22 protein-coding genes are annotated in these 21,041 nt (G+C 29.6%); 10 read left to right on the top strand and 12 right to left on the bottom strand.

The window, feature by feature from the left end:
- Positions 1 to 65 precede the first annotated feature (65 nt).
- Positions 66 to 764 (bottom strand): RluA family pseudouridine synthase, encoded by a 699-nt coding sequence (locus FBFL15_RS07790; RefSeq protein WP_014084069.1) that lies wholly within the window; start codon positions 762 to 764, stop codon positions 66 to 68.
- Between the two features lie 9 nt (positions 765 to 773).
- Positions 774 to 1,592 carry a 3-methyl-2-oxobutanoate hydroxymethyltransferase gene (gene panB / locus FBFL15_RS07785; protein WP_014084068.1) on the bottom strand — a complete coding sequence of 273 codons (819 nt, stop codon included), beginning with the start codon at positions 1,590 to 1,592 and terminating at the stop codon, positions 774 to 776.
- 427 nt (positions 1,593 to 2,019) lie between these two features.
- Between panB and FBFL15_RS07780 the strand changes: the two genes are divergently transcribed.
- From FBFL15_RS07780 to FBFL15_RS07750, 7 genes are all read left to right on the top strand, one after another.
- Positions 2,020 to 3,078: a hypothetical protein gene (locus FBFL15_RS07780; protein WP_014084067.1), complete on the top strand. Its 1,059-nt coding sequence runs from the start codon at positions 2,020 to 2,022 to the stop codon at positions 3,076 to 3,078.
- Between the two features lie 22 nt (positions 3,079 to 3,100).
- Entirely contained in the window at positions 3,101 to 3,952 is an 852-nt protein-coding gene (locus FBFL15_RS07775; protein ID WP_014084066.1) for a hypothetical protein, read from the top strand.
- Positions 3,953 to 4,038: 86 nt separating this feature from the next.
- Positions 4,039 to 4,854 (top strand): 2,3,4,5-tetrahydropyridine-2,6-dicarboxylate N-succinyltransferase, encoded by an 816-nt coding sequence (locus tag FBFL15_RS07770; protein ID WP_014084065.1) that lies wholly within the window; start codon positions 4,039 to 4,041, stop codon positions 4,852 to 4,854.
- Between the two features lie 58 nt (positions 4,855 to 4,912).
- Positions 4,913 to 6,055 (top strand): glycosyltransferase family 4 protein, encoded by a 1,143-nt coding sequence (locus FBFL15_RS07765; RefSeq protein WP_014084064.1) that lies wholly within the window; start codon positions 4,913 to 4,915, stop codon positions 6,053 to 6,055.
- 30 nt (positions 6,056 to 6,085) lie between these two features.
- Entirely contained in the window at positions 6,086 to 6,967 is an 882-nt protein-coding gene (locus FBFL15_RS07760; RefSeq protein WP_014084063.1) for a glycosyl transferase, read from the top strand.
- Positions 6,968 to 6,977: 10 nt separating this feature from the next.
- Positions 6,978 to 7,961 carry a glycosyltransferase family 2 protein gene (locus tag FBFL15_RS07755; RefSeq protein WP_014084062.1) on the top strand — a complete coding sequence of 328 codons (984 nt, stop codon included), beginning with the start codon at positions 6,978 to 6,980 and terminating at the stop codon, positions 7,959 to 7,961.
- A 16-nt stretch (positions 7,962 to 7,977) separates the two neighbouring features.
- Positions 7,978 to 8,784 carry a hypothetical protein gene (locus FBFL15_RS07750; protein ID WP_148267903.1) on the top strand — a complete coding sequence of 269 codons (807 nt, stop codon included), beginning with the start codon at positions 7,978 to 7,980 and terminating at the stop codon, positions 8,782 to 8,784.
- Here the strand turns inward: FBFL15_RS07750 and FBFL15_RS07745 are convergent.
- From FBFL15_RS07745 to FBFL15_RS07730, 4 genes are read right to left on the bottom strand one after another with little or no spacing between them, the layout of a single operon-like run.
- Positions 8,772 to 9,599 carry a glycosyltransferase family 2 protein gene (locus tag FBFL15_RS07745; RefSeq protein WP_014084060.1) on the bottom strand — a complete coding sequence of 276 codons (828 nt, stop codon included), beginning with the start codon at positions 9,597 to 9,599 and terminating at the stop codon, positions 8,772 to 8,774. The two genes, FBFL15_RS07750 and FBFL15_RS07745, sit on opposite strands and share 13 nt — an antisense overlap.
- Complete coding sequence (locus tag FBFL15_RS07740; RefSeq protein ID WP_014084059.1) at positions 9,596 to 10,390, bottom strand: polysaccharide deacetylase family protein; 795 nt, start codon at positions 10,388 to 10,390, stop codon at positions 9,596 to 9,598. Before FBFL15_RS07740 ends, FBFL15_RS07745 begins: the two co-directional genes overlap by 4 nt.
- Positions 10,387 to 11,322, bottom strand: a complete 936-nt coding sequence (locus tag FBFL15_RS07735; RefSeq protein WP_014084058.1) for a glycosyltransferase family 2 protein — start codon at positions 11,320 to 11,322, stop codon at positions 10,387 to 10,389. Before FBFL15_RS07735 ends, FBFL15_RS07740 begins: the two co-directional genes overlap by 4 nt.
- The gene (locus FBFL15_RS07730; RefSeq protein ID WP_014084057.1) at positions 11,322 to 12,500 is read right to left on the bottom strand and encodes a glycosyltransferase family 87 protein; all 1,179 of its coding nucleotides are present in this window, start codon (positions 12,498 to 12,500) and stop codon (positions 11,322 to 11,324) included. Before FBFL15_RS07730 ends, FBFL15_RS07735 begins: the two co-directional genes overlap by 1 nt.
- A gap of 97 nt (positions 12,501 to 12,597) precedes the next feature.
- Between FBFL15_RS07730 and FBFL15_RS07725 the strand changes: the two genes are divergently transcribed.
- Positions 12,598 to 13,566, top strand: a complete 969-nt coding sequence (locus FBFL15_RS07725; protein ID WP_014084056.1) for a glycosyltransferase family 2 protein — start codon at positions 12,598 to 12,600, stop codon at positions 13,564 to 13,566.
- 14 nt (positions 13,567 to 13,580) lie between these two features.
- On the opposite strand, the gene FBFL15_RS07720 is transcribed toward FBFL15_RS07725, so the two are convergent.
- The 4 genes from FBFL15_RS07720 to FBFL15_RS16985 form a co-directional block, all read right to left on the bottom strand.
- The gene (locus FBFL15_RS07720) at positions 13,581 to 14,774 is read right to left on the bottom strand and encodes a hypothetical protein (protein WP_014084055.1); all 1,194 of its coding nucleotides are present in this window, start codon (positions 14,772 to 14,774) and stop codon (positions 13,581 to 13,583) included.
- Between the two features lie 168 nt (positions 14,775 to 14,942).
- Positions 14,943 to 15,944 (bottom strand): M28 family peptidase, encoded by a 1,002-nt coding sequence (locus FBFL15_RS07710; protein WP_014084054.1) that lies wholly within the window; start codon positions 15,942 to 15,944, stop codon positions 14,943 to 14,945.
- Positions 15,945 to 16,079: 135 nt separating this feature from the next.
- Positions 16,080 to 16,502, bottom strand: coding sequence for a VOC family protein (locus tag FBFL15_RS07705; protein ID WP_014084053.1), 423 nt, complete (start codon positions 16,500 to 16,502; stop codon positions 16,080 to 16,082).
- A gap of 32 nt (positions 16,503 to 16,534) precedes the next feature.
- A complete protein-coding gene (locus FBFL15_RS16985; RefSeq protein ID WP_262493545.1) occupies positions 16,535 to 16,657 on the bottom strand; it encodes a hypothetical protein in 123 nt (40 codons plus the stop codon).
- Positions 16,658 to 16,672: 15 nt separating this feature from the next.
- Between FBFL15_RS16985 and FBFL15_RS07700 the strand changes: the two genes are divergently transcribed.
- Together FBFL15_RS07700 and FBFL15_RS07695 are read left to right on the top strand one after the other, a co-directional pair.
- Positions 16,673 to 16,921, top strand: a complete 249-nt coding sequence (locus tag FBFL15_RS07700; RefSeq protein ID WP_014084052.1) for a DUF2683 family protein — start codon at positions 16,673 to 16,675, stop codon at positions 16,919 to 16,921.
- Positions 16,922 to 16,974: 53 nt separating this feature from the next.
- Entirely contained in the window at positions 16,975 to 17,682 is a 708-nt protein-coding gene (locus FBFL15_RS07695) for an endonuclease/exonuclease/phosphatase family protein (RefSeq protein ID WP_014084051.1), read from the top strand.
- Positions 17,683 to 17,718: 36 nt separating this feature from the next.
- Here FBFL15_RS07695 and FBFL15_RS07690 read toward each other — a convergent pair whose 3' ends face one another.
- Positions 17,719 to 17,943: a hypothetical protein gene (locus FBFL15_RS07690; RefSeq protein ID WP_014084050.1), complete on the bottom strand. Its 225-nt coding sequence runs from the start codon at positions 17,941 to 17,943 to the stop codon at positions 17,719 to 17,721.
- A gap of 456 nt (positions 17,944 to 18,399) precedes the next feature.
- Entirely contained in the window at positions 18,400 to 20,814 is a 2,415-nt protein-coding gene (locus FBFL15_RS07680; protein ID WP_014084048.1) for a TonB-dependent receptor, read from the bottom strand.
- Positions 20,815 to 21,041: the final 227 nt, after the last annotated feature.

Raw genomic sequence — 21,041 nt, 5'->3', positions numbered from 1 at the left:
CACTAATTTTAAATACACATTATCAGTCAAAAATAATAAAAAAAAACGAAATAATGGAAGTTATTTCAAATTAAATTATTCCATAACACATCATTTGGGGGTGTAGCCTCTATAAGTATAGTAGTTTTTGAAACGGGGTGTTCAAATTGTAGTTTTCTAGCATGCAAATGGATTCCGCCGTCGGGGTTACTTCTATCGAAACCATATTTTAAATCGCCTTTGATTGGAGCTCCTATGGCTGCCAACTGAGCCCTTATTTGATGGTGTCTGCCTGTGTGCAGTGCTATTTCTAAAACAGTATAATGGGTTAAATTTTGGATAATTTTAATATCCAAACTTGCCAATTTTGAATCAGGAACTTCTTTTAAATAAGCTTTTGAAGTATTATTAATAGTATTTCTTTTAATATAATGTGTTAAATTACCTTCAAATAGTGCAGGATGATTTTTAACAATAGCCCAATAGGTTTTTTGAGACAATCGATTGCTAAAAATAGCATTCATTCGAGGAAGGGCTTTACTTGTTTTTGCAAATATCACGATGCCAGAAGTAGGCCTGTCCAAACGATGGACTACACCTAAATATACATTTCCTTCTTTATTATATTTATTTTTTAAATATTCTTTTACAATATCTACAAGAGGTTTGTCGCCTGTTTTGTCGCCTTGCACTATATCGCCTACCCTTTTGTTTATGGCAATTAAATGGTTGTCTTCATATATAACTTGAAGATTTTCTGCTGTCGAAATGATTTTTTTATTCACAATTTGGTTCTAATACTGTTCCTTTACATTAGGAAAATCCTTGCTTTTTACATCAGACACATATTGGCCAATAGCACGAGTCATGTCTTCAAATAAATTCATATACCGTCTTAAAAATCTTGGACTAAATTCGTTATTCATTCCTAAAAGGTCATGAATCACTAAAACTTGACCATCTACACCACCACCAGCACCAATCCCTATTACAGGAATGCTGATACTTTTGGCTACTTTTTCGGCTAGATGAGCAGGTATTTTTTCTAAAACTAATGCAAAACATCCTATTTGTTCTAATAATTTAGCATCTTCTAGCAACTTGGCTGCCTCCTCTTCTTCTTTTGCTCTTACAGTGTAGGTACCAAACTTATATATCGATTGTGGTGTTAAACCCAAGTGACCCATAACAGGTATGCCAGCGTTTAATATTTTTTTGATAGAATCTTTAATTTCTTTACCTCCTTCTAATTTTACGGCATGTCCCCCACTCTCTTTCATAATTCTAATTGCCGATCGGAGGGCTTCTTTAGAATCGGATTGATAGCTACCAAAAGGCAAATCCACTACTACCAAAGACCGCTCGATGGCCCTTACAACGCTAGAAGCATGATAAATCATTTGATCGAGTGTGATGGGCAACGTAGTTTCGTGTCCAGCCATAACATTACTAGCAGAATCACCAACAAGAATGACATCTACTCCTGCGGTATCAACAATTTTTGCCATCGTATAATCGTATGCTGTAAGCATAGAAATTTTTTCGCCATTGGCTTTCATTTCAATGAGCGATTTTGTAGTTATTCGTTTGTAATCTTTTTTTGCTACTGACATGTTTTAATTTTTATAAAAGTCTTATTTTCAAATGATTTTTTGTTGTATGGAAAGGGTGTTTGATTATTTTAAAACACCATTAAATTTGAGGTAAAATTAATGGATTAATTTCAAAAAACAAGCAAAATAATGAAAAATATGTTTTTTTGATAGCGGTAAGCACATTATTTTTAAAAAGATTTCATTTTTTTGGCAAAGTGTTTGTTTGCGTGAGGGATAGAGCAAGGCACCATGTGCTCGTGATAGCCCGACATCAAAACAAGGCAGGCCCAAATAGACAGTTTAGTTGATAAGGGCCTGCCTTGTTTTGATGGCACGCCCCTATTGAACATTTTTGTTTAGAATATTTCAATAAAATGGTTAAATTTTTTTGAGGAATGGTGTTTTTTTGAAAAAAATGTATATTTTTGTGAAAAACAAAATAATAATGAGTGAAGCAGAAGTGCTTTTTAAAAAGCCAACTTATCCTGTAAATTTGGATTTGATGGGTTATTTGGAACGATATGATAGGGTTTCGAAGGTATCGATTTCGTATGATGATTTGCTAAGGTTTTCGGGTGCTATAAGTGTTTTTGACAAAAATGACAAGGATACGCTATGGATTCGTGTATATTATAATGAATTTGAAAGAGATGAAATAGATTTGACTTTGAAAAAAATTTACTCTTTGCTGCATTCGGATGGGAACAATGATATTTTGAAGTTTTTAAATATAGATGCAATTGATTTTTGTACGTTTGGCAATTCGAAACCATTTCGTATAAAAGTACGAAATATTTTGAATGATAATTATACGTATTTTTATGTTAAAAAAGCCGATGCCTCTCGGGTTTATGGGTTGGAATTAGAACATATATTATCTGCCGATAAAATCAATTTTTTGTTATATAAGGATACATTGATAGAGGAACATATCTTGGGAATTCCTGGAGATGTGTTTATTAGTACCTTGTTGGATCAGTGCACGGAAACAGAAAAATCTCAAATTGCAAAAGAATTTGTAAAGTTTAACGAAAGATGTATGATTAGACTTCTTGGCGATATGCGGGCTTATAATTATGTGATTATTCCCATACATGATTTTGATCATGTGGTGTATAAAATAAGGGCCATCGATTTTGACCAGCAGTCGTATGAAGGCAGTTTTAAGATATACAGGCCACAATTTTTTAAGGAAAATTATCCGATGGTAAAAATGGTTAAAGAAAAACTGCAAGATAGTTCGATAGAACAATATAAAAATGAAGAAAGAGCAGTTTTAGCCAAAAGAATACTTACAGCAGAACATAGAATAAAAAATTTATTACGAATTATGGGAAAAGATGAGATTGCTCCAAAAAGTCATTTGGAACGGTTGCAAATGGAAATTTATAGTTATACCAATGATTTGAATTTTAAAAAAGCCCAATCTATGGGAAATTTGATGTCGGCTGCATTTGAGTATATTACAAGAAATTTTAACAATATTAATATTTTATTAAAATAAATAATACATATATAATAAATTTATGAAAAAAATTATATTTATTGCTTTTGTTTTCATGGGCTGTGAATCAAAAAAAGAAGTCATTCAAGAAGTGTTTACATTGCCCAAAAAATTGAAAGAAGTTTCGGGCATGATTTATGACGACAAACGGCAAGTATTGTGGACATTAGAAGATAGTGGCAATCCAAATGCTTTGACATGTATAGATAAAAATGGCAAAAAAGTGCATGAAATTGAAATTACAAATTTAGAAAATACCGATTGGGAAGATATTACAAAAGATGCAGCGGGCAATTTATATATTGGTGATTTTGGTAATAATGATAATGAAAGAAAAGATTTGGCTATATATAAAATAGCAGCAACCGATTTAGACCAAAAAAGCACAAAATATACAGAAAGAATTGGTTTTTCGTATCCTGAACAAACTGATTTTCCGCCAAAAAAAACAGCCTTATGGTTTGATTTGGAAGGTTTTTTTGAAATGGACGGTTACTTTTATTTGTTTACAAAAAATAGGAGTAAAAAGTTTGATGGGATGAGTTTGGTCTATAAAATTCCAAATCGAGCTGGAGACCATCAAGCCGAATTGATTGGCAAATTTTATACAAACAATGAGTATCAGCATGGAGCCATTACGAGTTTAGCGATAAGTCCAGATAAGCAAAAAATTGCAGTTTTGGCACATGATAAAATTTGGATTTTAGAAGCATTTTCTTCCGATAACATATTGAAAAATAAAACAAAATTGATAGAGTTAAATCATTTTTCGCAAAAAGAAGCCATTTGTTTTACAGACAATCAAACGATGTGGTTGTGTGATGAAAACGAAAACAAAGGAGGTGGCAAGGTGTATGAAATTAAATTGCCTTAAATACAAGAAAATGAAGTATGATGCTATTAAAACAATTTGGTTAATACTTTAAAAGCATTATATTTGCCAAAAAATCAAACAATACAATGAAAAATATACAAATAATAATTGAAAATGCTTGGGAAAATCGAGCCTTATTACAAGAAGAAAACACACAAAATACCATACGAGAAGTAATTAATTTATTGGATTCGGGAGCCTTGAGGGTTGCGGAACCAACAACAAATGGGTGGCAAGTAAACGAGTGGGTAAAAAAAGCTGTTGTCATGTATTTTCCTATTCAAAAAATGGAAACATTGGAAGCTGGAATATTTGAATATCATGACAAAATGCCATTAAAACGAGGTTATGCTGCCAAAGGCATTCGAGTGGTTCCCAATGCGGTTGCCAGACATGGAGCCTATATTTCAAAAGGAGTCATTTTAATGCCAAGTTATGTAAACATTGGTGCTTATGTAGATGAAGGGACTATGGTGGACACATGGGCTACCGTTGGGAGCTGTGCTCAAATAGGAAAAAACGTACATTTAAGTGGTGGTGTTGGGATTGGTGGTGTGTTAGAACCCTTGCAAGCTGCCCCCGTTATTATTGAAGACGGGGCTTTTATTGGTTCGAGATGTATAGTTGTAGAGGGAGTACATGTTGGTAAAGAAGCGGTTTTAGGGGCTAATGTTTGTCTTACAGCTTCTACAAAAATTATAGATGTAACGGGTGCAGAACCAAAAGAAATGAAAGGATTTGTACCAGAACGATCTGTAGTAATACCAGGAAGTTATACAAAAACATTTGCAGCAGGATCATTTCAAGTGCCTTGTGCTTTGATTATTGGAACACGTAAACCATCAACAGATTTGAAAACAAGTTTGAATGATGCTTTAAGAGAATATGATGTAGCTATATAATTAACAAAACTAGTATTACAAAAAAACGTGATACTAGTTTTTTTATAAATTTTTTTTTATGAATTTAGAAAATCCCATCATTATTGGATACGAAGCCAAAAGAATTTACCATAATAAAACTGGTTTGGGCAATTATTGTCGGGATTTGATTAGAATATTAAGTACAAATTATAGTAAAAATTCATACTTTTTATATAATCCTAAAAAAAGTGATAAAAATTTATTTGGATATTCAAATAATAACTGTATAGAAAAAAGACCAAAAAATAAATTATTTGAATATTTTTATAATTTATGGAGACAATATTTTGTAGTTAATGATTTAATTAACGATAATATAAATATTTATCATGGATTATCAGGAGAACTCCCGTTTGGACTTCAATCAACTTCCATTAAAAGCGTAGTTACGATACATGATTTAATATTTTTGCACCATCCCCATTTTTATAAATGGATAGACCGCAAAATATATACCTATAAGTTTAAAAAAGCAGCACAAAATGCTGATAAAATCATTGCTATTTCTGAACAAACGAAATCAGATATTATGCAATTTTTTAAAATTAAAGAAAATAAAATTGAAGTAATTTATCAAGGGTGTCATAATATATTTAAAGAAAAAAGTACTGATTCAGAAAAAAATGCATTATTAAAAAAATTAGATTTACCTGAAACATTTATTTTAAATGTAGGAACAATAGAGGCTCGTAAAAACATTTTTCAGGTAGTAAAAGCCATAAAAGATACTTCCATTCCATTAGTAATTTTAGGAAAAAAAACAAAATATTGTTTAGAAATAGAAAAATATATTTCTGACAATCAAATGAATGATCAAGTATTTTTTATCAATGGCTTATCGCATCAAGAGTTGGCAACATTATACCAATTGGCAACACTGTTTGTTTACCCATCATTATTTGAAGGATTTGGCATACCAATTATTGAAGCAATGTATTCAAAAGTACCCGTAATCACTAGCAAAGATGGTGTTTTTCCAGAAGCAGGAGGACCATTTTCGGCATATATAGATCCAAATAATTGTGATGAAATTAAGGACAAAATATTAGAATTATGGAACTCATCTGAAAAAAGAGCCTATATGGTAGAGAAAAGTTTTGAATTTGTTCAAAAATTTAACGATCCTATTATTGCAAAACAAGTGATGGATTTATATCAAGCATTAGTATCAAATGATTAATTTCTATTTAAAACAACGTTTAAAAAAAAGATGAAAGTAGCTGGATTTACATTTATACGAAATGCTGTAAAAAACGATTATACGGTTTTAGAGGCTATACAATCTATATTGCCCATTTGCGATGAATTTATTGTAGCTCACGGCAATTCAGATGATGAAACTTTAGCTTTGTTGCAAAGTCTGAAAGATCCAAAAATTAAAATTATCCAAACCCAATGGAACGATAATTTGCGAGAAGGCGGAACCGTATTTGCATTAGAAACTGATAAAGCATTTGAGGCTATAAGTACTGATGTTGATTGGGCTTTTTATATACAAGGAGATGAATGTGTTCATGAAAAATATTTAGCAACCATTCAAAAAGAGATGGAAATTTGTTTGAATAATCCTAAAATAGAAGGGTTATTATTTCATTATAAACATTTTTATGGTTCTTATGATTATTTTGCACATTCAAGAAGATGGTACAGAAGAGAAATAAGAATAGTTAAAAATATTAAAGGGATACATTCTTACAAAGATGCTCAAGGGTTTAGACTAGATAATAAAAAAATAAAAGTAAAATTAATAGATGCTTATATATATCACTATGGTTGGGTAAAACCACCTAAAGGATTAACTAATAAAGTAAGAAATTTTAATACTTTTTATAATTCGGACGACGAATGGATTTCGGAAACCTATCCTTTGGCAGCCGACTTTGATTATGGAAATGCCGATCATTTAATAGCCTTTGAGGAGACACATCCAAAAGTATTTTCTGATAGAATTAACAAAACCAATTGGAAATTTGAAATTGATCCTACAAAAATAAAAAATAAAATTAGTTTAAGAAGAAAATTTTTAGCTTATTTTGAAGAAATAACGGGAATTCGCTTATTTGAATATAAAAATTATAAAAGAATACAATAATTTTTGAAAAATGCTTAAAAAAAGTATATCTGTAATATTGCCCAATTATAATGGTGCACATTTGTTGAAAGAATATCTTCCAAGTGTGTTTCAGGCTTTACATTTTTCAAAAATTGATTATGAAATTATTTTGATTGATGATGCATCAAAAGACCAATCTATCGCTTTTATAACAAATGAATATCCTGAAATTAATATCATTAAAAATGATAAAAACCTTGGCTTTTCAAAAACTTGCAATAAAGGCATAGCAAAGGCACAAAAAGATTTGATTTTTTTATTAAACACAGATGTTGCACTCGAAGAGGATTATTTTGAAAATCAATTTCAATATTTTCAACTTCCAACAACGTTTGGTGTTATGGGCAGGATCATGAACTTTGATGGCAAAAAAATTGAAGATGCAGCACGAACCCTTAGACTTAAAGGTTGTAAACTAAAAGCGAATAAATTTTATTTTGTTTCTGAAAGTACGGAACCAGTATATACTGCATATCTATCAGGTGCAAATGCTTTAATTGATAGAAAAAAATTACAAATATTGAATGGATTCGACGAAATATATTCCCCATTTTATTTTGAAGATTTTGATTTAGGATTGCGAGCATGGCAGCTAGGTTGGCGGTGTATTTATGAGCACCAATCGGTATGTTACCACAAAGTGAGTGCTTCTACAAATACAATGAATAAATCAAATTTTGTCAAAATTACATACAATAGAAATAGTTTTATCTTACAAGCTATACATATTTATGCAAATAAAAATATTTTTTGGAATATTCAAATTTTTATTAATACCGTTCTAAATCGGTTTATTCAATGTCAGTTTTGGATATATAAAAGTTATTTTGGTTATTTAAAAATGAATAACAAAATTATGATTTCGCAAAAAAGATTACGAGAATTGAAAAAGAATCATGATTCAAAAAATATAAACGAGATCATTGAATTGATTGATCAATCTATGTCTGCAAGAAAAATCAATTATTTATAAAATAATGCAACAAAATATGACGGAAATTCAAGTAATTACTAAAGAAAAAACTTATAAATATGATTTTTCTATTTGTACTTTAGTAACAAAAAACAGTGAATATTTAGAAATGATGCATTCATTTATTGCTAAAGGTTTTACAAAAGATAATTCAGAATTTTTAAAAATAGATAATACTCAAGGTTGTACATTTGATGCTTATCAAGGATTGAATCGATTTTTGCAAGAAGCACAAGGAAAATATATTATTTTATGTCATCAAGATATTATTTTACATGATCATGATATTCAATATTTACAACAATTAATTAACGAAATTGAAGTTAAAGATAAGAATTGGGCTATATTATCAAATGCAGGTGGCATCAATTTAAAATGGATAGCTACCCATATCACACAAGGAAATGGAAGAATAATCACAGAAAAGTATTTACCTTTAAAAGTAAAAACTGTAGATGAAAATTTTATATTAGTAAAAAACGCTGCTAATTTATCTTTGTCTAATAATTTATCTGGTTTTCATTTTTACGGAACCGATATTTGCTTAATTGCAGATGTTTTAGGATTTACATCTTATGTTATTGGGTTTAATTTGATACATAAAAGTAATGGAAAAATAGACGACAGTTTTTACAAATCGTTAAAAAATATCAAACAAAAATACAAATTTGCGTTTAGAAACAGGTTCATTACCACCACTTTTTCTAGAATTTACTTTTCTGGAACATCATTTTTATTTTTATTAAATAATAGTAGTTTGGTGTTATTTTTAGTAAGACAATATTATAAATTTTTTACAAAAAAGAAAGATTATTCTGTATAAATTAAGCTACTAATTCCATTTTTAATAAATGTTATTTTATTTTTCTTATTATATTTTCTTATTTCATTATTTTTTTTCCATATTTCAGCATTAGCATACCCGCGTTTATGCTCTAAATGAATACAAATGGCACTGTATCGAATTTGTTTTGATAACAAACCATTATTAAATAAACGTTCCCCCATTTCTCGGTCTAAACCTCCATATTGCATCTCGTGATTAAAGCCATTGATGTCTAATATATCTTGCTTCCACCCCGAAGCATTGTGCCCATTCCAAGACCGCTTAGTGGGAGTAATCCAATTCATAAATGCTGCAAAATAAGCGTTTTTTATCAGTTTTGTAATTTTAAAATTAATTTTTAACCCATTATGTATCAGCCATTTAGCTTCAAAACAACGTTGTGTTGCTATATCTTTTGGACTAATTAATTTTGATATAGATAGCGGCAATTTAAAATAGCCTCCAGAAAGAAAATAGCCTTCAGCCCTTTGTTTAAAATGAGTTTTTACAAAATGCTGGTGCGGAATACAATCACCATCAGTAAATATTAAATATGAAGCATTAGATTTAAGAATAGCTTTATTTAATATTTTGGGTTTTTGAAACCCTTGATCTTCTTGCCAAACATGAATAATGGGGTGTTTAAATTGATTTTCAAATTGTTTTATTAATAATGTTGTTTTGGATGTTGATCCGTCATCTGCAATTATTATTTCAAAATTAGTAAATGATTGATTCAAATAACCAATTAGTACTTTTTGTAGCCATTCTTCGGCGTTATAAGTTGTAATAATAATAGATATATCAATCAATTTGAAATAGTATTAGCGTCAATTGTAGTTATAAACTCTTTGAAAGTTCCAAATATATAATTTTTTTGTTTCATTTGCACGATATATTGATCAAATCTTGCTATCATTTTTGCACCCGTATTTTTGGAAACATATCCTGGGAAATTGAATTTTTTGGGTTGATCCAAATCGGTAAATTCCCATGGATGAAAATATATATTCAAATATTGATCATGTTTTAAAGTTATTTTTGACAAAAATATATATATAAATAATGGTAAATTATGAAAACTCAACCAAAATAGTGGAAATCTAATCATTGGACTTACAGAAGCTGGAATTTGAAGCACGCCCGATTGCATAAAATAAGTTCTAGGTTTGTCTAAATGATTGTATCTTCCTGGTAAAAATGTAGGATTTATAGAAGAATTGTATTGGTATCCAGCTTTAAAAATTTCCATTTCATCTACAGGATACATACGAGGCATTCTAAATCCTATTACTTCTGATTGAGATAATTGTTCCAATTCATCTTTTGACATTTTGAGATGTGCTACCTTAAAATCGCTATGGAAATAGGTATGAGAGGCCAATTCATGACCCGAAGCTATAATTCTTTTGATGATGTCTGGAGCATTTTTTGCAAAAACAACAGTCGAAAAAAATGTAGCTTTTATTTGATGTACATCTAATAAATCTAAAATGGCTGTTGTTCCAGCTTTTGAAATTGAAATTTGCTCTTCAAAAGGAATCGACTTGCCGTATTCCATAGGCATATCAAATTCTTCTATATCAAAACTTAATAATATCATTGAAAATTAGATTTACTGATTAAATAATTAGGTCTATTTTTACTTTGAATAAACATTTTTCCAACATATATTCCTATAATTCCTAAAACTATAAGATTTAATCCACCAAAAAATACCACAGTACTTATTAATGAAGCCCATCCTGAAATGACATGTCCAAAATAAACACTATATAATACGTATATTATAAAAAATAAAAATGCAAAAGCAGACAGTACAACTCCAAGAAATACAGCAAGATACAACGGCCTAGTACTAAATGACGTGATGCCTTGCATGGCAAATCGTATCATTTTAACAATAGTATATTTACTTTTCCCAGAAAATCTTGCATTAGGCTTATAATGTATGGCAAATTGTTTAAATCCAACCCAAGAAATTAAACCCCTAATAAACAACTCATTTTCAGAAAAATTTGAAAAAACATCTGCTACTTTTCTATCCATTAATCTAAAATCAGCCGTGCCAGGTTCGATTTTTACTTCAGATAGTTGGTTAATTAATGAATAAAATCCTTTGGATGTTTTATTTTTAAACCATGACAAATCTTTATCTTCTTCTCTAATTGTATAAACTACATCATAATGTTCTTCCCATTTTTCGAGCATATTTGCAATTAATTCAGGTGGATGTTGCATATCGCCATCCATCGTTATAATGGCAGCCGATTGGTTTCTTACAAAATCTACACCAGCTTTCAAAGCATTTTGATGTCCGAAATTTCTAGACAATTGAATGTAAAATACTTTAGAATCTGTTTTTGAAATATTTTCGAGGATTGACAAACTGTTATCTGAACTACCATCATCTACAAATACTATTTTATACAAATAAGGCAATTGCTCTAATACTTTGTGCAAAGCATCAATCATTACTGGAATATTTGTAGCTTCATTATAGGATGGGATTACAATTGTAATATTTTTTTTCATTAATTATCTAAATAATTTGTAGGTTTATTTTTATTTATAAACATCATTTCAACTATTATTTTGAGCCAAATCAAAAAACAAGGTAAGGCTTTCAAGGCATAAGGTTGTACGTAATGTGTTTTGATGTATTTTGGAAACAAATCCGATGGAGACAAACTTGTAAGCAGTAGCGCAAATATAAATAAAAATAAACTGATAGTATTAATGGGTTTTTCTTGAACTACATACCATATTGCGACACCCAAAAAAGCAATTATATAGGTAGGAGATTCTGATCCTGAACTAAAAATAACTGTAAATAGCAATACCGAAGCCAAGAGTAACAATCTAAATTGTAGATCAGAAAATGATTTCCACTTTAAATAAGGTAATCCAAATAGTAATAATCCAAAACCTAAAATAGGTAAAGTACTAATATCTGGATTAGCCAAAACCCGTTTGATCATTCCCATTACAGAAATATCTTGCATAGAAGTTAGTGATGCGTTTTCGCTATTTTTAACAATTAATCTATCAAACCATTCAAAATACGTTTGTATAATAAAGTCTTTAGACGAAATAAACATAGGTAGAATAAACAATATGATTGCCCAAAATAACAAAGAAAGAAGCAATTTTAACTTATTTTTTGAAAAAAAGAAAAAAGCTAATCCTACAATACCATATATTTTAACAAATGCTCCTAAAATGATGAAAAATGCTGCCCAAAAATCTTTTTCTTGATGAATTTTCACAAAACTTAAAATTATAATAGCTGTCATTATAGGATTAAATTGAAAACTTAACGAAGTAGTTAAAAATTCATGACAGCATATCCACAATATTAGATTGATTTTCTGATAATTCAAAGGCAATTGTTTTATGGCATACACCAACACAACAGCGTTAAAAACATTCCAAAGCATACACCCCAACTGATCAGGCATTATAGCAAATGGGGCAATTAACAAACTAAAAATGGGGCCATAATGATTGTGGTCTAAATATTCATTCGGGTATGAGGCATATAACGACCATTGATGAAGGGTATGATTGTAAACATTTTTATATATTAAATAATTATTAATACGATTAATTTGAAATTGTTTATAAGCTGCAAAAATGCTCAACAAGATCCATAAAGTAATTATACTATTTTGGGATTTAAAAAAAGGGCTATTTTGTAACTTTTTAATCATACATACAATTTATTTAGCAAATATAATTTTTTTTTCATTTTGAATGTTTAGAATTTTAATTTTTTTCATTTATTTTTGCTCAAAATAAAATTTAAAAATGACAATTTCAGTAGCACTTTGTACCTATAACGGCGAATTATTTTTAGAAGAACAATTAGACTCTATACTAAATCAAACTTTAAAGGTTGATGAAATTATTATTTGTGATGATGGTTCTACTGATAAAACAATTAGTATTATTGATAATTATGCTATGAAAAATCCAAGTTTAATAACACTTTTTCAAAATGAAATCAATTTAAAAAGCGTTAAAAACTTTGAAAAAGCCATTTCATTATGTACTGGTGATTATATTTTTTTATCTGATCAAGATGACATTTGGGTAAACACAAAAGTAGCCACATATATTGATATATTTCTTAAAAAAAAAGATATAAATGTAATTGCATCAAATGGTTTTTGCATTAATAATAAAAGCGAGGTAATTGAAAAACATGCCATTTGGGATATCCCTCAATTTTTTGAAGAAAAAAAAATACCTTTTGATTATTTTAAAATAATTACTCATGCTGGCAATTTTGCAACTGGAGCTTCTATGGCAATCAGATCTTCTTTTATAAATGAAATATTACCTATTCCTCTCGTAAAAGATTTTCATCATGATGAATGGATTGCCATTATTGCAGCATCAAAAGATGCTTTTTTATTAATTCCTAATAAACTATTTTATTATAGAATACATGAAAATCAACAAGTTGGAGGTGTATTTTTTAACAAAACAGACATTACAAAAATAAAATTACTAGAAACATATTCTATAAATTATAATTTGCATAAATTCAAAAACTGTAAAAGTCAATTGAAAAAATTAACATTTTCTTATGAAAAAGCTTTAAAATTAACTAAAGTTGATACAAAACATAAACCGCTATTTGAACAAAATTTATTAGCCATAGTAGATAATTTTATATATATTAAAAAAATAATGTCAAAAAAATTTCCTGTAAGAAGTTTTCTATTAAATAGAATGGATAGCATTTCAGGAAAAAGACAATTAAAAGTTTAATTAATCAAACGCATCTACCCCCTAAAATGGTAATTATTCATGATATCCTTTAATTTTCTTTTCAAATCCTCGCTTGTATCATATATCATTTGTTCATTGCTTGGAAAAGCAACCGCTCTTTTATTAAAATTAGTCAAATATTGATCATCACAAGCCCGTTTATCGCCATTATAATTGGCATAAATATAATCAAAAACATACTCGCTACTTATAGGAAATGTTTTTAAAAACTGCTTACTTTTACCGTCAATATAATCTACTTTTGCCATAATCTGTACAGATTTATATTGTCTGTATTCATATACTTGAGCTTTTATTGTAATTATATTGTCTGTTTTTATTGGATTTCCAAAGTTGTCTTTTACAATATTACCCTTTGTATCAACAACATTTTTTTCTCCATCTTTGATTTGTTTTTCTTTGATAAATTCACGTTCTTTGATTTGTTCTGGCGATATTATTATATTCCTAAAACCTACAATAATTTCATAATCATAATCTATTCCAGATGTTTTTTTATTATGATACACCGTCCATTGGTCATTCAAACCATACGTACTAAAATCCAATAAATCTTGTTGCAATCGGCTCGGTATTACCATATTAGTCTCATTTTTTGTGCTTACAAATACATAATCTAAACCTTTTTGAAATGCTTTGTCTTTCAACGTAAGCACATCTTTGTAGTTTGCTACCAATTCATTCACATACTTCAAATCTTCATAAGCCCTTCTGCAATTTAATTTACCATTTGTAAGCAATAAAGCCTTTGAATTATCATACAAATAGGTTACTAATTTGTTTTTACTTGTTACCAATTCATCAGAATAATCTTCATATTCAAAAACAGCCGTTCTATTTTCCGCAAATACTTGAAGGGGAAGTAAGGGTCTAATTTGTTCTTGCCGTTGTTCTAAAAGGCTGTATGTGTTAAATATTTTCTCATAATTAGATGGTATTTGTTCCTTGCTCCATGTCGCAATATTTCTCAAATCCCGCTCCTTGGCCTTTGCAAATGCTTCCTCCAAAATCAATACATATTCCTGGTTGCCTTTGCTGTTTTTATTGCTTCGCAACCCCTCAACCGATTTTTTTATTGCAGCATCATAATCACCATTTACAAGCATATTTCTTGTTTTTTTTACTCCACATGACAATATAAACATGATAATAAATGCCAAAAGTCCAATTTTATTTAATTTTTTCATAACTATAATTTGGGCGTTCCCACAAGGGGCCGGGCTATTCGCTATATCTTTTATTGTAGTTGGGCAGGGCAGAAAAAGCCCTACCCAACTACAAAAAAAGGATGCCGCTTCTATCCCTAACGCATTGATTTACTGCTAAAAAGCAACTTCTTTTACAAATATTTTCAATTATTTTTTATCTACTACAGGTCGGTTGGGTCTGTTTGCCAACTCCCAAGCAATGGCAAAACCTAATTTGGTTCTTTTTGTCAAAGCATCAAACTCTATTTTACTTACTTCGTCAGTTTTTTTATGATAATCTTCATGCACACCGTTAAATAAAAACACAGACGGAATTCCATGTTTTGCAAAATTGTAATGATCTGATCGGTAATAATATCGGTTTGGATCTGTTTTATCATTAAATTTATAATCTAATGTAGTATTAATATATTTAGTATTTACATTTTCACAAATAGCATACAAATCAGATGACAAATAATCTGAGCCTATCAAATAAACATAATCATTGGTATTTGGATGAAACTCGTCTCTCCTACCAATCATGTCAATATTCACATCTGTTATGGTATTGGCAAATGGAAAAAGTGGATTTTCAGAATAATATTGCGAGCCATACAAGCCATGTTCCTCGCCGGTGGCATGAAAAATTAATACAGAACGTTTTGGCCCATGCCCCTCATTTTTTGCCAACTGAAAAGCCTGAGCTATCTCCATCAAAGCTACAGTTCCAGATCCATCATCATCAGCGCCATTATATATTTCGCCTCCCTGAACTCCAACATGGTCATAATGTGCAGAAATTACTACTATTTCATTCGGCTTTTCCGACCCTTCAATAAAAGCCCAAATGTTTTCTGAATCAGGTAATCCACCTCCCATAAAGGCAGCTGGAACTTTTTGATAATAATTGGTAGCCCCTTTTGGATATGGGATGCCATTTTTTTTATAATGTTCAATCAAATACAAGCCCGCTTTTTTTTGCCCTTCAGACCCCGTATCTCTTCCTTCCATTTCGTCAGATGCCACAATGGTCAAATGCTGTTTTAACTCCGATGCTGTTATGGAGTTAAGGTATTTTTGAGTATAATCTTCAGATAAAGTCGATTTTGTAGTAGCACAACTTACTAACATGACACTCATTATGCCAATAAATAATTTTCTTTTCATTTTTTTTTAATTTTGTAACAAAAATAACAATTTTGATTTACAATAAAATTAAATCACAATATTTTAACAAGCTACACCTATCTAAATCAGTCTTGCCCTCCCCTATTTTTAACATCAACTCAAAATAATGTAACATTAAGCATCTATAAGTTGTTGAATATCAAACTTTTGCATTTTTAAAAATGCCTCAATTACTCGATTCGATTTTGTTTGATCATTCATTAATTCTCCTAAAATCTTTGGAACAATTTGCCAAGAAACCCCAAATTGATCTTCGAGCCAACCACAATTTTTATATTGCCCTTTATAGCCTAATTTGTTCCAATAATGATCGATTTCTTCTTGTGTATCACATTCAATTACATAAGAATTTGCTACACTAAAAGGGCTTTCGGCTCCATTTAATAACATAAAAATGGTGTTATTGATTTCTATTTTTACAACCATTGGGTTTTCAGATAATATTTTGGCGTTTGTAAAAACATCAACATAATAATGGGCCATTTCTATTGCATTGTTTGGACACCATAAACAACTATATATGGAATTTTTGATCATTTTATTTTAATATATTTAATTAATTATTTATTTTATTGAATTACAAATATACTTAAATCATCAATATCGATAGCATTATAGGCCCATTTTTTAATTGCACTTTGTTGAAAATGATTGGTTTTCATATCAAATAAAATTTGTAATTTTGTAATCATTAATTTTATAAAGTTATGAATACATTTATAGTTCATGCAGATTCTAAAGTTTCAAAAGCATTGATTGCTATATTCAAAGCTTTAAATGTTTCTTTTGAAATGAGAAAAGATAAAAAAGAAGAGGAAAACACTTATGATCCAGAATTTGTAAAAATGGTTTTGGAACGTGCAGAAAGTGCTAAAAATGGTAATGTTGTGGAAATTGATGCAAATGATTTATGGGGAAGTTTAGGATTTAAGAACTCGAAATCTATACTATTTTAAACATAAAGTGCTGCTTTATTAATAAATAAAATCGCCTTCAAATAAATAATTACATGAAAATCGCTACGTTTAATATTGATTGGGCTAAAAAATATTCTACAAAAAAGCAGTATTTGAAAATTGAAAATTTTTTAAATGAACAACATTTTGATTTTTTAATTTTAACTGAATCCATCCCTTTAAACCTTTCTAATTTCAAATTTCGACATTTTTCTACCGCAATTCCTGAAAATTCTATTTATGAAAAATTAAATTATTCCGATTATTTGAATGGCGAAAAAGCATATAGAACATCGATTTATTCAAATATTGCCCCAAAAAAACAATTTCTTGTATGTGATGATAAAACGAGTGTTGCTTTAGAATTTGAAACCATATTTGGACCAATTGTTATTTATGCAACAATTATCGGAACTCGCTATAAAGAACAACCTTTTGCTGAAAATGAACTCCAAAATTGTATTATCGATTGCGAAAATATAGCTAAAGAAAATAAAAATATTTTTATTGTTGGTGATTTGAATACTTCTTTTATTAAAAGTGAAGCAAATTATACCATAAACAAAAGCACCACCGATAGACTTGAAAATTTATTTAAAAAACATCAGCTTATAATCGCAACAAAGCAATTACCTCAAAACATTGATCACATTATTATTCCTTCCCATTTGGATTTTGAAAGAATAGATGCAAAAGTTTTTATAGAAAAAAACAAATTAAGCGACCATAAAGGCATTGCTGTTCATCTAATTCCAAAATAATAGATAGTTTCTTTATTATTTCTTTTTAATTTCTAATTATTTATAATTCGATTTAGAATTTTTATAATTATATTTGGCATATTCACAATTGAATTTGGCATATTTACAATTGAATTTGGCATATTTACAATTGAATTTGGCATATTCATAATTGAATTCGGCATATTTACAATTGAATTTGGTATATTCATAATTGAATTCGGCATATTCATAATTGAATTCGGCATATTTATAATTGAATATGGCATATTCATAATTCAATATGGCATATTTACAATTGAATTTGGCATATTTATAATTTAATTTGGCATATTCACAATTGAATTTGGCATATTCATAATTGAATTCGGCATATTCATAATTGAATTTGGCATATTTACAATTGAATTTGGCATATTTACAATTGAATTTGGCATATTTACAATTGAATTTGGCATATTTATAATTGAATTTGGCATATTTACAATTGAATTTGGAATATTTACAATTAAATTTGGCATATTCATAATTGAATTTGGCATATTTACAATTGAATTTGACATATTTAGAATTATATCTTCAACAAATAAATTATTTTTTGTCATATTCTCTATAAAAAATTACATTTATATCTTCTGATTTCTACTTTTTTATTCCCAATTGCTATAAAATTAAAAAGCGTATTGAATTGCTTCAAAACGCTTTTAAATAATTTAAGTTATTTTTGTCGAAATACTCTTAGAACATGCCGCCTCCGCCTTGTGTTTCGTTGGCATCTCTTTGTTTTCTTGCTAATGCACGATTTTTTCCTCCACCAAAAACATAGTTGAAGCCAAGGTAGAAGGTTTGACTCTCCCAATAGAAGGCTCCTGTTTGACGGTAGGGAATATTACCCTCAAATGCAAATCGCATGTTTTCAAATACGTCGTTGTATCTTGCGGTGATGGTGCCTTTTCCTTTCAAAATGTTGTATGTGGTGCCAAAATCCATTTTATACATTGCTTTTCTGTCATATTGCAAGCCTCTATCTTTTCCGCGATACATCCCAAACAATTGAAATCTCCAATTTTTAGATGCTGTAAAGGTGTTGTTGATTCGGGTATTGAAGGTTACAATATCTACCTCGGCATTTTCTAAAACGTTGGTCGAAGCGTTTTGAATGGTTCCTTTTGCCGTTTTAAAATAAACGTCGGCACTCGCATTTACAGCCCACCATTTGGTGAACTTTAAGTTGGCAGATGTTTCGGCTCCGTAAGCTTTGTTGCTGTCAAAATTGGCATAAGACAAAATATTTCTATTAACATTATTAGGGTCATTATAAACGGTTCTGGATATTTCATCGGAGATTAATCTATAGAAAACACCACTTGTGATGGAGCCGATTTTAGTTCCTTTGGTGTAATTTACTTCAAATGAATTGGTGAATTGCGGCAGCAAGTCGGGATTTCCTCTCGATTCCATCAAAGGCGTGGTCCATTCTCTGATAGGGCTTATTTGTCCAATGCTTGGGCGATCTACTCGTCTGGAATAATTGAAGTTGAATGAATTTTTGTCGTTTATGGTATAGGTAAAAAATGCTGATGGATAGGCAGTAAACAATTTGTCTTTGGTGTTTTGCACTTCAGAAAAAATAGGATTGGTTTGATTGATGGCAAAATTGGCATCCAATTCAAAATATTCTAAACGAACGCCCAATTGTGTACTCCATTTTCCAAATTGTTTGCTATAATTGGTATAAGCCGAATAGATATTTCTTCCAAAATCAAATGAATTATTAGCACTAGAAAAACTCGGATTGACATCATCAAATTGATTTCCAGAGTTTTGAATACGTGCTTCAACTCCTAGTTCTATTTTTGAAGTTTCAGAAATTGGATTTACATAATCGGTATTGAATTGAAAATAATCGGTTGTTCCATTTACCAAATTAATCCGATTATAATTGAAAAATGGACTCAAAATCGTTTCATCATAATTAGTATTTTCATCATCTTCGGTATGCGAAAAATTCATTTGTATTTCTAAATTCTCCTCTTTTTTCTCAAAATCATGTTTGAAAACCAAATCATACGTCTGATTTTTATTGTTGCTTTTGCTTGAAAAAAGTTGGTTGGTATTTCCATTTGCCAAAGCATCTTGATAAGCAACAATTGTTTTTCCATTGCCCGAACCATTGGTAAAACTTTGATTGGTATAGACCGACAAAGTGTTTTTGTCGTTGATGTAATAATCCATTCCTAGCTTGATCAAATTAGTAGTATTTTTATCTCTAAAGTTGAAATCTTGTCTGTTTTCTTGCGTTGGTCGTTCGCTATTCACAAATCCGTGATTGGCATTGATACCATGATTGAAACCATAATTGGTATAAAAATTGACTTTCCCCACGCGATAATTCATGTTTAATGCCGAATTGGTTTTTGGTGTAATTCCAAAAGTTACTCCAGTATTTATGGATCCATTAAAACCATCTTGCGAATTTTTATGCAAAATAATATTGATAATCCCACTCATTCCCTCCGGATTGTATTTGGCAGAAGGATTGGTAATCAATTCAATTTGCTTGATAGAAGCCGACGGAATTTGTTGCAATAACTGCTCCACAGACACGTTTGATGGCTTTCCGTCAACCAACACACGCACATTGCTATTGCCACGCATACTGATTTCTTTGGTTTGCGGGTCAATGCTCACCGTTGGCACATTATTCATAATTTCTGAAGCCGTGGTTCCCGATGCGATCAAGTCTTTTCCAACGTTAAAAACTTTTCTATCAATTTTTTGAACCATGCTCGAGCGTTCTGCAACTACTTGTACTTCTTTCAATTCTTTGACATCTTCTACCAGAAATATTGTTCCAAAATTGAAATTACTTTCTTTTGTCAAATCAACATTCTTTGTTTGAGTAATGTATCCAATAAACTGAAATTCAACAACATAATTTTTAGCTTGTAACTGATTGATTACAAAGCTACCATCGTCTTTGGTAACACTTCCTGTAACAATTTTATTGTCATTTTTTATAACAATATTCACATAAGGCAAAGCATTTTTAGTGTTTTTATCAATAATTTTTCCTTTTATACTTCCAGTGTTTTGTGCAAAACCAAAAGAAATACAACTAAAAAGACAAGTGATAAATAATTTAATTTTCATAATTTATATTTTATTTTTTAACTACATACAAGACAACTGTAAGCTAATTTTGTTACAAATAATGAGTACTTTTTTTTAATAAAAAAGAAAAAGCAAGTCTTGTTTTGAAAAATATTATAAAATAAATTTAAATTTTCACTCTATTTTATTTATGTAATAAAGATAAAAACTTATTTTATTACAAAATGATAAAGTATTGTCATGTAACTTAATAAATAATCCTATTT

The organism is Flavobacterium branchiophilum FL-15, assembly GCF_000253275.1.
In the GTDB taxonomy this organism is placed as follows: domain Bacteria; phylum Bacteroidota; class Bacteroidia; order Flavobacteriales; family Flavobacteriaceae; genus Flavobacterium; species Flavobacterium branchiophilum.
The sequence above is the reverse complement of the archived record's forward strand: the minus strand, read 5'-3'. Positions and strand labels throughout refer to the sequence as shown.

Bases quoted from the DNA above. Each gene is read 5' to 3' on its own strand.
- FBFL15_RS07770 (WP_014084065.1), top strand. From the start codon at position 4,039: ATGAAAAATATACAAATAATAATTGAAAATGCTTGGGAAAATCGAGCC.
- FBFL15_RS07775 (WP_014084066.1), top strand. From the start codon at position 3,101: ATGAAAAAAATTATATTTATTGCTTTTGTTTTCATGGGCTGTGAATCA.
- FBFL15_RS07695 (WP_014084051.1), top strand. From the start codon at position 16,975: ATGAAAATCGCTACGTTTAATATTGATTGGGCTAAAAAATATTCTACA.
- FBFL15_RS07700 (WP_014084052.1), top strand. From the start codon at position 16,673: ATGAATACATTTATAGTTCATGCAGATTCTAAAGTTTCAAAAGCATTG.
- FBFL15_RS07760 (WP_014084063.1), top strand. From the start codon at position 6,086: ATGAAAGTAGCTGGATTTACATTTATACGAAATGCTGTAAAAAACGAT.
- FBFL15_RS07710 (WP_014084054.1), bottom strand. From the start codon at position 15,944: ATGAAAAGAAAATTATTTATTGGCATAATGAGTGTCATGTTAGTAAGT.
- FBFL15_RS16985 (WP_262493545.1), bottom strand. From the start codon at position 16,657: ATGATTACAAAATTACAAATTTTATTTGATATGAAAACCAATCATTTT.
- FBFL15_RS07735 (WP_014084058.1), bottom strand. From the start codon at position 11,322: ATGAAAAAAAATATTACAATTGTAATCCCATCCTATAATGAAGCTACA.
- FBFL15_RS07720 (WP_014084055.1), bottom strand. From the start codon at position 14,774: ATGAAAAAATTAAATAAAATTGGACTTTTGGCATTTATTATCATGTTT.
- FBFL15_RS07740 (WP_014084059.1), bottom strand. From the start codon at position 10,390: ATGATATTATTAAGTTTTGATATAGAAGAATTTGATATGCCTATGGAA.
- FBFL15_RS07750 (WP_148267903.1), top strand. From the start codon at position 7,978: ATGACGGAAATTCAAGTAATTACTAAAGAAAAAACTTATAAATATGAT.
- FBFL15_RS07755 (WP_014084062.1), top strand. From the start codon at position 6,978: ATGCTTAAAAAAAGTATATCTGTAATATTGCCCAATTATAATGGTGCA.
- FBFL15_RS07780 (WP_014084067.1), top strand. From the start codon at position 2,020: ATGAGTGAAGCAGAAGTGCTTTTTAAAAAGCCAACTTATCCTGTAAAT.
- FBFL15_RS07725 (WP_014084056.1), top strand. From the start codon at position 12,598: ATGACAATTTCAGTAGCACTTTGTACCTATAACGGCGAATTATTTTTA.
- FBFL15_RS07730 (WP_014084057.1), bottom strand. From the start codon at position 12,500: ATGATTAAAAAGTTACAAAATAGCCCTTTTTTTAAATCCCAAAATAGT.
- panB (WP_014084068.1), bottom strand. From the start codon at position 1,592: ATGTCAGTAGCAAAAAAAGATTACAAACGAATAACTACAAAATCGCTC.
- FBFL15_RS07705 (WP_014084053.1), bottom strand. From the start codon at position 16,502: ATGATCAAAAATTCCATATATAGTTGTTTATGGTGTCCAAACAATGCA.
- FBFL15_RS07680 (WP_014084048.1), bottom strand. From the start codon at position 20,814: ATGAAAATTAAATTATTTATCACTTGTCTTTTTAGTTGTATTTCTTTT.
- FBFL15_RS07765 (WP_014084064.1), top strand. From the start codon at position 4,913: ATGAATTTAGAAAATCCCATCATTATTGGATACGAAGCCAAAAGAATT.